General features: G+C 38.5%; 14 protein-coding genes. 1 reads left to right on the forward strand and 13 read right to left on the reverse strand.

The genetic code is table 11. The features are described 5' to 3' along the window. The first annotated feature begins 66 nt into the window (after nt 1-66). Nucleotides 67-504: an EamA family transporter gene (locus H589_RS0112000; protein WP_027722240.1), complete on the forward strand. Its 438-nt coding sequence runs from the start codon at nt 67-69 to the stop codon at nt 502-504. Here H589_RS0112000 and H589_RS0112005 read toward each other — a convergent pair. The 13 genes from H589_RS0112005 to H589_RS0112065 all read right to left on the reverse strand — a co-directional run bounded on the left by H589_RS0112005 (nt 501) and on the right by H589_RS0112065 (nt 13624). Beyond that, entirely contained in the window at nt 501-1106 is a 606-nt protein-coding gene (locus H589_RS0112005; RefSeq protein ID WP_027722241.1) for a helix-turn-helix transcriptional regulator, read from the reverse strand. The two genes, H589_RS0112000 and H589_RS0112005, sit on opposite strands and share 4 nt — an antisense overlap. Before the next feature lie 143 nt (nt 1107-1249). Continuing rightward, complete coding sequence (locus H589_RS0112010; RefSeq protein WP_027722242.1) at nt 1250-2161, reverse strand: phosphate acyltransferase; 912 nt, start codon at nt 2159-2161, stop codon at nt 1250-1252. A gap of 78 nt (nt 2162-2239) precedes the next feature. Then, the gene (ilvN, locus tag H589_RS0112015) at nt 2240-2719 is read right to left on the reverse strand and encodes an acetolactate synthase small subunit (RefSeq protein WP_027722243.1); all 480 of its coding nucleotides are present in this window, start codon (nt 2717-2719) and stop codon (nt 2240-2242) included. A gap of 98 nt (nt 2720-2817) precedes the next feature. Next, nucleotides 2818-5928 carry an EAL domain-containing protein gene (locus H589_RS0112020; protein ID WP_027722244.1) on the reverse strand — a complete coding sequence of 1037 codons (3111 nt, stop codon included), beginning with the start codon at nt 5926-5928 and terminating at the stop codon, nt 2818-2820. 80 nt (nt 5929-6008) lie between these two features. After that, the gene (locus H589_RS0112025) at nt 6009-8216 is read right to left on the reverse strand and encodes a transglutaminase domain-containing protein (protein ID WP_027722245.1); all 2208 of its coding nucleotides are present in this window, start codon (nt 8214-8216) and stop codon (nt 6009-6011) included. Between the two features lie 111 nt (nt 8217-8327). After that, nucleotides 8328-8639, reverse strand: a complete 312-nt coding sequence (locus tag H589_RS0112030; RefSeq protein ID WP_027722246.1) for an iron-sulfur cluster biosynthesis family protein — start codon at nt 8637-8639, stop codon at nt 8328-8330. Between the two features lie 124 nt (nt 8640-8763). Beyond that, entirely contained in the window at nt 8764-9582 is an 819-nt protein-coding gene (locus H589_RS0112035; protein WP_169433120.1) for an AraC family transcriptional regulator, read from the reverse strand. Nucleotides 9583-9636: 54 nt separating this feature from the next. After that, complete coding sequence (locus H589_RS0112040) at nt 9637-10029, reverse strand: cupin domain-containing protein (RefSeq protein WP_027722248.1); 393 nt, start codon at nt 10027-10029, stop codon at nt 9637-9639. Nucleotides 10030-10163: 134 nt separating this feature from the next. Then, nucleotides 10164-10559 (reverse strand): OsmC family protein, encoded by a 396-nt coding sequence (locus H589_RS0112045; RefSeq protein WP_027722249.1) that lies wholly within the window; start codon nt 10557-10559, stop codon nt 10164-10166. Nucleotides 10560-10696: 137 nt separating this feature from the next. Continuing rightward, nucleotides 10697-11107 carry a YkgJ family cysteine cluster protein gene (locus H589_RS0112050; RefSeq protein ID WP_245577136.1) on the reverse strand — a complete coding sequence of 137 codons (411 nt, stop codon included), beginning with the start codon at nt 11105-11107 and terminating at the stop codon, nt 10697-10699. Between the two features lie 175 nt (nt 11108-11282). Then, entirely contained in the window at nt 11283-11741 is a 459-nt protein-coding gene (locus tag H589_RS0112055) for a GtrA family protein (protein ID WP_027722251.1), read from the reverse strand. A gap of 370 nt (nt 11742-12111) precedes the next feature. Continuing rightward, a complete protein-coding gene (locus H589_RS0112060) occupies nt 12112-12510 on the reverse strand; it encodes a GNAT family N-acetyltransferase (RefSeq protein ID WP_027722252.1) in 399 nt (132 codons plus the stop codon). A gap of 166 nt (nt 12511-12676) precedes the next feature. Then, nucleotides 12677-13624 carry a UDP-glucuronic acid decarboxylase family protein gene (locus H589_RS0112065; RefSeq protein ID WP_027722253.1) on the reverse strand — a complete coding sequence of 316 codons (948 nt, stop codon included), beginning with the start codon at nt 13622-13624 and terminating at the stop codon, nt 12677-12679. Between the last annotated feature and the right edge of the window lie 71 nt (nt 13625-13695).

The following is a 13695-nucleotide window of genomic DNA, read 5'->3' on the forward strand; positions in this document are numbered from 1 at the left end:
TCAGTTAAGAGCTGTTTTGCCGCTCTCCTGCTGTAGTTATTACTTTTTTATTTTAAGGAAGATTAAATGTACGCTTTATATGGTTCTATAGCAATTGCAGCTGGTTCTAGCGTTATTTACCACATCGCACAAAAAAGTCTTTCCAGTGGAGGGTCTGTTTTTGGATCTCTTGCTTCGGCATATGGTATAGCTATGTTGGTCAGTCTTGCCGGAATGTTTTTTCAAACCGGCCGTATTGATATAGGAGATATCGCTAGCCTTCGAAACTGGCCTGTATTGCTTTTAGGTCTGGCTGTTTTCGGTATTGAAATAGGGGTATTAATGACTTACAAAGCCGGGGCAAACGTGAACTCATTACCCATAATTGTAAACGGTGTTGTCATGGCTTGTCTTGTACCGCTTGGTGCTCTTATATATAGCGAAAGTATTTCTATAAATTCTATTCTGGGAATGGCGCTTATCGGCTCTGGAGTATGGTTGTTATGTTCAACAGGACATGCCTAGCCTTCTTCGTTTAGATAATTATATACGGTTGCCTTGGTAACATTAAGTATATCGGCAAGGAAGCTTATTGATTTACGTGCCTGCAGTAGTCCTTTTTCTTTCATACGGTGAACGAAATCCTTACGATCATTTCTGTTCATGGCCTCAGGACCGATGTTTTTTTCGACAAGAAATTCTTTAAAAAGCAGGTTCATCTGTTCCTGCCAATCGTAATCAAATAGTTCACTTTCTATTTTGGGGCTGTCCATACCGCCAAGGATAGTCCCTATTAATTCTCTGGCTTTTTCAAATTTTGATACATCCATGTTGATGCATAATAATCCTCGATGTAATCCTTCAGGTGTTTTTAGAACAGCTGAGACTGATCTGATTGTTTCACCTTTGTTCCCTGTCTTGCTGAATGGATGGTAAACAAGATCTTCACCTACACTTGAATAATGGTTTCCAAGCATTGAAGGGTCGCCGGATTTTCTTCTGGAAAAACTATTTGAAATAAAAAAAATTTTCCCATTTTCAAGATCATGAATAACGACCTCAGCATGGGGATGCAAAAGAGCACTGATAGCATTTACTACAGGAATGAATGGTTCAAGAAAGTTCATTGTTATCTCCTGCATACAAACTATATGACGTTACACAAGGCGTCAATAATAGCCGGTATAATGCTTTTTTATATAGTTCTGCGCTCAGTATTTTATATGGTTATAACAAAGAGTTGTTCAAGAATAAAAAAGCACAGAGAAAATTAACGTCCGGACAGATAGCAGCCCAGAGCAATTGAGTTAAATTTAGATTTATCAGAGTCACCACGCGATGGTACTACAATTGGTACTTCGCTTCCGATTACAACGCTTGCGAAAGTTTTTCCGGCTATAGTTGTCAGAGCCTTGTAAAGAATATTTCCACTCTCAATTTCAGGTGTAAGCAATATATCTGCAGAACCGGCAACAGGACTGTCAATGCCTTTGCATGCTGCAGCAGTAGAAGAAATGGCAATATCAAGAGCGAGTGGACCTGCTACATGTGCATCACCAAACGCACCTTCTGCAGACATTTTTGCTAAAATATCAGCATCAAGAGTAGCGGGCATGGCAGGATAGTTAACTTTTTCAGTTGCAGCTAAAATTGCGGCTTTAGGCTGAGTTATACCCAGTTTACGGGCCACATCAAGTGCATTGCGTAGAATATCGGCTTTGCGCTGTAAATTAGGTTTGATGTTTACTCCCGGATCGGTCAGCAGGATCAGTCGTTTACTGTCCGGTGACTCAAAAACTGAGACAAGGCTGATAATACCTTTAGGCGGAACACCTGTCTGTTTGTTCAGTATAGCTTTTAATACAACACTGGTACTGACCAGTCCCTTCATGATCAGGTCTGTTCTACCTTGCCTATAAAATGAAACAGCTATTGAGACTGCTTCTTTATCATCATTTTCTTCATGAAATTCAAAGTTGCTGATATCCATGCCGTGCTCATTGGCAACAGCAAGGGTTTTGTCTTTATTGCCGATGAAAATAGGTTCAGCAATTCCTTCAGCGTGAGCCGCCAAAGCTGAACGCATAACAAATTCTTCTGCGCAGGGGGCAATGGCTACGCGGGTTTTTTTCCCATATTTACGTACTTCTTCAACGATGCCGGCCAGTGATGTGATAGTCATGAGCAGACCTTTTGCTTTTTATTGAAACTGCGTCTCAGGATGAATATTTTTTTGCCAATTATCAATTGCGGTGTAAGTTTATTCATCGCCCCGTTTAAGCGCAATCATACCGGTTCTGCACATGCTTTTGATTCCGAAAGGTTGCAGTATTTTTATTAACCCTTCTACACGTTCTTGGTCACCACTAAGTTCAACCGTGATGGTTTTCTGTCCCATACCAACTACATCAGCTCTGAAAACTTCAAAGATCTGCATCATTTGTGACATAGAATCTTTATCTACATCAACTTTGATGAGTACCAGTTCACGATCAACAAATTCCTTTCTGGCAAGATCGTCCAGCTGAATGACAAAATCCATTGCTAGAAGGTCATTTGTAACTTTGCTGATGTCATCGTCACTTCCTTCAGCACATATTACCATACGTGAAACATCCATATTTTCTGTTTCTCCGCAGGAAATGGATGTTATGTTGATTTTGTGATGGAGAAATGCAGCTGAAGATTCAGCCAAGACCCCTGGTCTATTTCGTATAAGTGCGGAAATTGTGCGTTTCATTTCGACTCCTGTGTGAAATATATTAGTTGCTGCAAAACTTACACTCAAATTAATCTGCTAACAAGTATCTGAACAGATTAGGGATTGTGAATAAAAAACTATATGGAAGTCAGACCTGGAGGGCAGAATCCTTCTGATCTCATCTTGACCAGCTTTTCAGCATCTTCTTTTGTCTGTGGCTTGTCAAAATAGAAACCCTGAACAAAATCACATCCTATTTCTTTGAGTAGAAGAAGTTGCTGTCTTGTTTCAACTCCTTCGGCAATGACATCCATGTTAAGACTATGTCCCAGTGCATTAACGGCACGGACTATTTCAAGTGATTCATGATCTTCTGCCATGTGACTGACGAATGATCTGTCCACTTTAACTGTCGAAGCAGGGAAGCGTTGAAGCTGAGAAAGGGAAGAATATCCCGTTCCAAAATCATCAACAGCCAGTCTGATTCCCATTTTTTCTATTCTGAGAAGGTTCTGCGTGGACGTCGCAGAGCGCTCCATAATAGCTGATTCGGTGATTTCAAGTTTTATATTTTGTGGAGAAATACTTGTGTCATCAAGAATTTGTTGTATCGAATCAGCAAGGTCTTTTTTGCTAAGCTGGCTTGGTGATAAGTTTGTGGTCAGGAACAGATCGTCAGTATCAGGGTATTCTTTTAACCATCGTGATAGACAGTAACAGGCCTCTAAAAGGATTAAACGGTCAAGTTCAATAATAAGCCCTGTCTCTTCAGCTACCGGAATGATATGGTTTGGAGTTAGAAAACCTCGTTCAGGATGGTTCCAGCGGACCAGAGCTTCAAAGCCAGCAAGCCGTTTAGAAGTAAGGCTGTATACTGGCTGGAAATATGGGAAAAATTCGTTATCCGGTATTCCCTGTCTTATTTCAGTTTCTATAAGCAGGCTCTGTAGGGCTTTTTCATGCATTGCTTTATTAAAAACTTTAAACTTATTAACACCTTGTGCTTTAGCTTTATACATACTGATATCAGCATCTCGTACAATATGTTCAGGGTGTTCATAGTTTGATGTTTTAAAAACAATGCCGATACTGGAACTGATGACAATGTCCTTTGATGAAATTCTCATGGGTACACCAATTTTATTTCGGATGTCCCTGATTATCTGGATTACCTGTTGTGGAGTGGTAAATCCGTCTATGAGTACTGCGAACTCATCTCCCCCCATACGGGCTACGGTATCGGAGTTACGGATGCATTTTTTAATTCGCTGTCCAACTTCTATAAGCATCTGGTCTCCAGCCAGATGTCCCAGACTGTCGTTAATGCGTTTAAACATATCAATGTCAAGCATCAGTACTGCAAAGTTATACTCTACATTGTTTTTTGAATTTTTGAGAGTATGATTAAGGCGTTTTATGAAAAGAGTCCGGTTGGGTAACCCGGTAAGTGCATCATGAAGTGATTGATGTGAAAGTTTACGCTCATATTCTTTACGTTGAGAAATATCATCATAAATTATGAATGTTCCTAATATCTCTTCATTATAAACAAATGGGTAACCTAATATAGAGACAGGGATGAGGTTACCGTCGGAAGCTCTACGCAAATCTTCTGTTCGAAAAGTTTCGCCGTTAAGAATCCTTTTCAGGTTTGATTTGATCTGGCCATTGCCATCTGGACAAAGATTCTCACAGCAACGAGCCATCTGTTTTGCTGTATATCCGAAAAGTTTTGTGAATGCTTTGTTGGTATCAACCACTTTACCTTCAGAATCTGTCAGAGCTATAGCTTGAGGGGAGCTTTCAAAGAATTGCATGAAACGTGATTTATGGCGGAAAATTTTCTGCTCAGCTACAATTTCAGAGGTCGAATCAAAAGCCGAACCAGTATATAGGGTCGGGACTCCTTCTGAATCATAAAAAGTTCGTGCATTAATAGTAACCCATTTCTCTTTGTCTTCTTTGTCTGCAAGTCTTAAGTGAACACCGTTCACATATCCATTATATATGAGTTTACGCATCATTTTAAAATGGCTTTTACGATCATACACATAGTCTATCGCATTCGGTTTTTCTGCGAGCATTTCGTCTACAGTATTATAACCTAGAATTTTAGCCAGGGCAGGGTTGGCTATGAGTATTTCACCATTTTTTGAAAATTGAAAAATAGCAACAGTGGCATTTTCAAATATTGAACGAAATTTTTTCTCGCTTTCAAGTAACGCCGATTCTGTCTGGCTGCGCAAAAGAGCGGCTGCAACCTGTTCCGAAATAGCAACCATCATATCTATATCCTGATTGTTATACACATCAGAATCTTCATAAGATTGAATGGTCATCACTCCGAGAATCTTATCTTGAACTTTTAGTGGTACACCCATCCATGATTTTGCGGGTGACCCTAAGTGCTTTAGCTCACTGGTAAAGTCTTTTTCATCCAAAAGGAGAGGGTGCCCTGCTTTAATTACTTTACAGCTTAAGGATCTTCCATTTGAGATAGAGATTATTTGCTTCGGATCTATGTAGTCTTTTGCATCCTTATAATATGGGAATTGCAGCGTAGATCTTTTTTCATCGTATAGAGCAACATAGAAATTATCGGCATCTATAAACTGTCTTAAGCTGTGATGGACCAGTTGCAAAAACTCGCGAGTATCACTGCTTGAATTTAGGGCTGCAGAAATTTTGTAGAGGATAGTGTTGATGTTTTCTGTCTGTTTTCGTGCTGATATGTCGCGAAGTAACTCAATAGCTCCGATTTTTTCACCGGAACCATTGACTATTGGAGCAGCCTGAATCCATAGGTCCGTACTTTTACGTTTTCCTATGTTATGTACTCGTGTTTCAGCTGTAAGATTTTTTCCGCGACGGCTAATTGCCCTATAGTCAATTTGGCCTATTTTTTCGCATCCATTAACCAGATCGATAAGTCCGGGAGTTCGAGTTCCATGGATTACTTTGACATGTTCAAAATTACCTTTACCGATAACTGATGAAGCAGGTATTCCAGACATTTTTGCAAGGGCTGAATTCCAGGCAACAACAAAGCCTTCGCTATTAATTATAAACGCAGGGTCAGGCAAAAAATCTATAAATTTTGAAAAAGGAGAGTCTTTAGTCAACCCTGCGAGGTTCATACCTAAGGAGGACTTTTTTATGAAGTCTATGATTTTATTTATATCTTCAGCGATGTCTTCGCCGTGATTGTCTATGATTTTTTTTAATTGTGTATTCAGCTGTTCGTACATTGTAGATAATCGATACTGTATAAAGTATTTTGCTGCAAGCGTAACTAACCTTGTTAAAAATAGTTCTATTAGATAAAAATTTATCTTTGTTTTTCAACTCTTATGACTGATATAGCAGGCTCATTTTTATGGTTTCTTTTGGCGCTTATTAAATAATAATTCTTATCTGGAATAACTATTTCCCATATCTTATCTTTTTTATTCATCTTTCCACGGATTGTTTCTTCTACTATAGAGAAGATACCTTGTTCACTGAGAGTCGAGCATGTAAAATCTTTGAAGTACTGGGGTACTCTTTTATCTTTTTGAAAATTAGGAAGTTGGAATTTAATTGTAACCCATTTTCCGTAAAATGCTTTACTAGCTGAAGTGGCGTTCTTGTTTCCCATAAGTTCCGGATGCTCTGGATAGAAAGGCAGCCATGATTTTCCATTATAGAACTCTACCCATTGTTGCTCGTTAAGATAGCGGGCCGGAATACCTGCGGCGCGTAAAGCCGCAGTTGAAAATATTCCTACTTCATTTTTATTTGAAGCGAGTTGAGACTTAAGGATTCCTACGGGAGATATACTATCTCCCATTGGGCCTCTCAATACGGTCTTAATCATTTGAGTGAATCGATTGATTTTATTAATAGTTTTTAATGGGTCAGGTTTACCTTTAAGATTAAAGCGGTTGTGTAAGGTTTTGCGCCATGGGGATAGCTGCTCATATGAAATACGTGGACTTAAAACATATTTTTCATAAATTTTATCATCATATATAATCCCTGAGTCTGCTGCTTCTTTGCGTGCATTTTGGGATATTGTAACATTATCGAGTATGTTTTTTTGTGAAATTTTAATTAAATCAGCAGTATCCATATTGTTTATGCTGTAGAATAAATCTTCGTGGAAATTGACAGGGCAGCTGTCATAGGCAGCCATTATTTCAGGTGCATTGAGGCCTGCCCTAGAAATTGATTTAAACAGTTCAGGATTATAAAGTTTAATTCCCTTTTTTATATTTGTGAATAAATTAAGTCTCTTCTCTCTAATAAGGTCAAATTTGTCTTTTTTCGTTCCTTCAGAGTTTTTAGGAGGAGCACTCTGGGCTATTGTGTCATTATAAGCGAACCTGAAAAAAACATTGCCTTCTGGAATAGTATCAGGAGCAAGCTTTAGCAAAATGTTGTTACGTTTTTTCTCTTCTCCGGGGATCCAGGTGGAGGCAACATAAGCAGAGCTGTTCCCATGGACTGCTGAAATTAGCAGTGATCCGGGGCCTAGCATAATATCTGCCTCACCCCGGTCATCTGTAATCTTGGCAGCAACTGGTCTAAACGAGGCATAGTTGAAAACGGAAAAGAAAATTTTAACGCCGGCAAGTGGATGGTTTTGAGCATCTGTAACAAGGATTTGTGTACGGGTTGCAGGTGCATATCGTTGGGTTGTATTTAGCAACGTACAGCCTAATGGACGGCTTATTATTGGGTACTGCGCGTTATTAATATGACCGTATGCGTATGAAATAACCAATGGTGCCTTGCGTGCTGATCCTGTAAACCATGCGTGATCAAGACCAAAGTCCGGGTTGGCTGATTCAAGGTAATGCCATTTCCCGTTGATCATAACTTCAGTCCATGTATGATTATCATTTGAATGCTGCCATGCCGGAACCATAGCCTGACGTGCCGGAATACCTACACTTCGTAGAGCACAGACTGTGAAAATGACCGCTTCTTCACATCTTCCCCATCCTCTATTTATAGTCATAAGCGGATTTTGGTCCCAGCGCTGTGTAGATTTAAATCCTGTTTTGGAAAAGCACCAAAGATTAACTGCTAGAGTAGCTTCTTCCATTGTCTTACATGCTGAGACAACGGGAAACAGGTCATTATAAAAAAGTTTGCGCCATTTTACAGCCTGTTCCTGACTGACTCGATGGGGTAATACATAATGAAGGAAATCACTCCATGAGACAGATTTTCCCCATCTGGTGGATTCTCTGGCAAGGAAAGCATATTGCAGATTTTCATTTAAAAGTTCAGTCGAAAGGCTGACCCTGTCGGAGGGGGGAAGATTTGTGACTATAAATTGTGCCGCTTGATGCTTTTCAGGGGTGTCTTTATAGTTGTTAATAAAATTAATTATCTGACTTTTGTTGGAGCCAGAAGTCGATATAATTTGATTAACCTGTGCAGCATAGGGTGAAATCTGTGGAGAATTTAATTTGTATGTGCAGCTAGTAGATATAATTAATGAAGTAGAAAGGGCTATTAGGATAAATATATTTCTATTTAATAACATGTGTTGGGTCTAGCATAGAGCTTCTTCTTTTGTCACTGCAGAAAATAAGCAGGCTGAAATCTCTTCGATTTCAGCCTGCTTATTATATTGTAAATTAAGTTTGTGTCTGACTTAACTGCAACCGCAGCAACCGCTGCCGCATGCCCCTTTTGCTTCTTCAAAAACCAGTGAAGAAGAAATTTCAATTCCCATGGGGGTCAAGTCAATAACCATTGGTTTAGCCTGCTCAAGAAGTTCATTGTCTACAACAAAGTCGTATCCATCGAGACTAATTGTCTCATCACCTTCTTTTGCACTGTCTATACCTAACGCAAGACGTGTACCACTGCATGCAGAAGCTACATATATACGGATTGGTTCTTTATCTTTACCGTCAAAGTGTTGATCAAGAACTTCTTTAGCTTTATCTGTGATTTTGAGCATCAAATATCTCCTTTTGTGTTTGTGTTACCTAAAGAATAGCCTTCATATATTTTAAGTCAACATGCAGGATTAAAAAAAAAGTACTATTTGTTATATTGCACAATATCTTTTAAATGTATTTGATTTATCTATCAGAGCATGACGGAGGGCTATAAGAGTTATTTTTAATAAAACGGCCCGGTGTAATACCAATTACACGTTTGAAGTGGCGGGAAAAATGACTTTGGTCAGAAAAACCTGATTTTAGAGCAGTTTCTATAATAGTGTAGTGGTCACTCAAAAGAGTTTTTGCTTTTTTGATGCGTAGAAGTGTAGTGTACTCTTGGGGAGACATACCATATTTTTTCACAAATAATTTTTGTAAATGAAATGGACTGATACAACCCGTTTCAGCTAAGTCTTGAAGTGTGAACTTATTAGAAAAATTTTTATTAATGAAATCCTTTACTCTTTCGAGGGATTCAGTTTGAGGTCCTGTATTCGCGGGAATGTATTCACCCGTGCTTAGGTTAAGAATCGTGTGGTATAGAAAAGAGTTGAGTGCTGTCTGTTTCTCAAAAAAAGTATCCGGAGTTCTAATTAGGTTAAAGAATTCATCAAACGAATTAATGTCAAAATTTTTGTATATTTTCTTTGGATTGAAATCCGGCAGAGTTTCTGATGTTGCGGTTATTTCATTCGTGATTTTGTTCATGTATTTTGGAGCAATACATATTGCCCGATATGAGTGCGGTCCGAATTGTCTATCTTTTTGAGATTCGCAGATATGTGATGTGCCGGGGGAAAGAATGCACATTTCCCCGGCACAGTATGTAATAGTATCTAACTGATATTTTATTTTTCTTTCACCATGATCGATCACGGCAAATGTATAACTGGAATGGGAATGCCTAGGGAATCGGTTAGTTATATTCTCAGCTTTAACAGCAGATACATAAGGCATCTTTTCCAGATCATAGAAAAATATTTTATCATTAGTGCTGTTCTTCATGATTACCTATACAAGGGCCGGGAAGAACTTAGCAAGCATTGTCAAACCTTCAGGACCAGCTTTTACGCTGTGTAGTTTTCCTTTAGGAATAACAGCACTGCGACCGGGGTGGTATTTTGTGTTGCAGTTCTCAATAGTGGCTTCGCCACTACCTTTAATTACTTCATGCAGTTCCCATTGATTGTCGTGCATATGTGTTTCAAGTATACAGTCAGGTGCGACTTGTACCATATGACAACTTAATTGCCCGTCTGTCTCGTTGCCGGTAATCAGATGCTTTAAATGCACACCGTCAAATGCCGGATGTGGATTCCATTCACAGTCTGAACTATGTATTTGTCCATTAATTGTCTCTACAGTACCATTTGCTACAAGGCTTGCAAATTCATTTGAGGCCATTTGTGAATACTCCTTTTTAAGTGATGTGTTAAATACAGGAGCAATATAGATGCAGTATGGTGGATGATCTTGTACGATCTTGGTAAAAGTAAGGCGGGTGAACAAGTTCACCCGCCTTAGAAGTAAATGTTTTTTTAAACAAGTTCTAATTCAAAAGCCGGAGGGCTCATCAATTGTTTTTTGATAGTACAGAGGTCTACCGCACGTAGCAGGGCCGCTTTGTACTTTTCAGGAAAACCATCAGGAAGTTTCAGTTGGTATGAAAATTTGTTTATCAGTTTTCCGTCAGGAGCCATCTTATATTCAATTTTCAGAGTCATTCCATCCATTGATATGTTTTTTGATTCACAAAAACTGCGGGCATAATGTCCGGCACACGTAGCAAGTGAAGCCAGAAAAAGGTCCTGCGGTGTAGGGGCTGATCCGTGTCCTCCTTCATTGAAAGGCTGATCTGTTTCAATAGTGAAGTTACCTGTCTGTGCTGACAGTTGTGTACCATTACCGAAATCTACATTTATTTCATTGACCATTATGACTCCGATTCGCCAAATATTTTCTACAATAAGGTCTGTAATTAGCAGCGATTTGAAAATAGCTCTTAATAGAATAAAAAATCAATGGGTTAACATGTAAAAAATAAACAAATAAATTAGTTTATTTTGCATACTTAATCTGATTTAAGGTCTATTTTGTAATGGTTCTCAGTGTTGACGGCCTGCTCAAGCACTTTTTCAAAATCTAATTCTGTGGACATTCTAAAACCGCATCCACTGGGTAGTTCTCCGTATTGAACAAAAATTGAAGGACTCGGGAAAGTTTTGCAAAGATTAGGGCGATTTTCATAGTCATCGCAAGTTCCATCTTTGCTTAGGCATTTGCAGGAAAATTTAAGTTGTCCTGTCTCGGTTTTGCCACATATTTCGAAGCGGCATAGATAATCATATTTTTGTGTTGCGTTACTGAATTGCCGTTTGCTCTTGAGCCATTTGCTATCGATATAAAGTGAGATGTTATTACAACATTTTCCGCACATTTTGCAGGAACCGCGTATCACAACGGTCTGTTTTTTCTTTTTCATTCGCCATTTGACGACAAGATATGAAAGATGATCAATGAAGTTATTTAAAAAGGACATACGGTTATGGATAAAGGTGAATATAAGGTGAATATAAGGTAGAAAACGTATTCTTAATATTGGTATAAAGCAAGCAGCTGCTTTGTTTGAGCTAAATGTAATATCTGGATAAGTTTAGTTAAAAATGTTTTCCCGCTACTCTAAAATTTACATATAAATTTAAGGAATAGTTGCATATTCCGGTTATGGCGGCGATAAGTATGCGAGAGATAATATACTGCCATTTCAGGGTGATAACCATTATGTGCATGCCTAAAGTAACAATTATTACACCACCTAAGGCAATTAACATGAATCTCAGATAACCTTGTTTCAGGGGGCGTGTTGTCCCTTTGAAAACAAATATACGGCTGATGAAGTAATTAATGGATACTGCAATGATAAATGAAAGTCCTGCTGAGTATACAGGTGGCAAATCAAACAATTGTGTGAATATAAATAACATTATCAGGTCAAATATAAAAGTTACACTGCCCACGCATCCATAACGTATAAATCGGAGTAATTCTTTGCGGCTGGGAAGATTTTTAATAAAGTTTACCTTTTTCATAGACCAGATGTTGCTAAGTTCTTCCATATTGTATCTTTTATGTATTTAAACATTCCTTTCCCTTGTAATAATGAATTGTATGTACTGAATATGATAGTTTTTTATAATTCTATTATAATAATTAAAACATATGTATTAGGATTTTATTACAGTTATGTCAGGTTATCATTTCATTTTAGTGAGAATAAGAATCTAGAAAATTGTAGAGCAATATTAAGGTCTGTTTATGTGATGCGGCATGGTAGTTTGGAACAAAAGAAAAACCCCGTTGAGCCAGGGGGTGAAATCCTTGCATCAACGGGGCTTGCGGCGTTGGGATGTGGTTGCGCCAAACCTCCCTTTTGCCGTATATTGAAAGGGATTTGCTCAGGGAAGGAGCAAAAGAATATTAAAATATCTATAAAGTGGATACAAACATCGGGGCTTTGTCCATATGGTGAGTGAACCCGCAGTTTTCATAGAATCCTACTTTTGTTTCCACTGAAATTAAAATCTTTCTGGGAATATCTTTGTACTCTTCAAGCATGCCTTTAATCAGGTTCTTTCCTAGTCCATGTCCCTGATAGTCAGGGTGAACCAGTAGATATTGAAAGTAGACTGTAAGTACAGTGTCTGTCATAGAGTTGATCAGTCCTACCAGCTCGTTACCATTCCATACAGAGTAAACTCTATGAGAATTCAGCATAGCCTGTTGAACTTTCTCAGGATAATTTCCTGATTCCCAGTCAACTGATAGAAAAAGTGTTTTCAAAGCATCTGCTGAAAAATTATGCGTCCAACTGTATGAGATTGCCATGACTAACTCCTTTTTCCTCGTGAGTCAGGTATAGGTAACGAGCATTTATATGTCTAATATATAATTCATAGTCGTTTGATACTTTAAGAGTATTGATCATGAAAAATAAAAAGCTGGAGCACTTCAAAAGTGGTCCAGCTTAAATAAAATTTTATAATTTATGTACTTATTCGGATAGGATTCGATCAAAGTACTCAATGGTAGGTTTTAACCCTTTTTCAAGAGGTGTTGATGGAGTCCATCCAAGTTCTTTCTGAGCTAAGGATATATCCGGTCTACGCTGACAGGGATCATTTTCAGGAAGAGGTTTATGAACTAATTTAGAAGATGATCCTGTCATATCAATTACTATTTCAGCAAGTTGCTTGATCGTAAATTCGCGAGGGTTTCCAAGATTGACTGGCCCGGTAAAAGAATCATTTGTATTCATCAGGCGGATAAATGCATCAATCAGATCATCAATATAGCAGAAAGAGCGGGTTTGTGTGCCTTCTCCGTAAATGGTGATGGGCTCATTCCGTAGGGCTTGAACAATGAAATTCGATACGACTCTACCATCATTAACAGCCATGCGCGGACCGTAAGTATTAAAAATACGTGCGACCTTAATAAGTAGCCTATGCTGACGATTGTAGTCGAAGAAAAGTGTCTCAGCACAACGTTTTCCTTCATCATAACAAGCTCTTAGGCCGATAGGGTTAACATTTCCCCAGTAATCTTCTGTTTGCGGGTGACATGTCGGATCACCATATACTTCAGACGTTGAGGCTTGAAAAATTTTTGCTTTAACTCTTTTTGCCAATCCAAGCATATTTATTGCCCCGTGAACTGAGGTCTTAGTCGTCTGGACAGGGTCAAATTGATAGTGAATAGGTGATGCTGGACAGGCTAGATTAAAAATGTTGTCAGTTTCAACATAGAGTGGAAATGTTACATCGTGGCGCATCATTTCAAAATATGGGCTATCAAGCATTTCTACAATATTTGATTTTTGACCTGTGTAGAAGTTGTCCACACATAATACTTCATGTCCAAGTTCCAGCAGTTTTTCACAAAGCCGTGATCCGAGAAAGCCTGCGCCGCCTGTAACTGTATAATGCTGTATTGTTTTCATTTTTATCTCCAGAAACTGAACACGTTGCCTTTTATTTAATAACTATCTTTAAATTATAGATAAAACAAGGT

The organism is Maridesulfovibrio zosterae DSM 11974, from assembly GCF_000425265.1.
In the GTDB taxonomy this organism is placed as follows: domain Bacteria; phylum Desulfobacterota; class Desulfovibrionia; order Desulfovibrionales; family Desulfovibrionaceae; genus Maridesulfovibrio; species Maridesulfovibrio zosterae.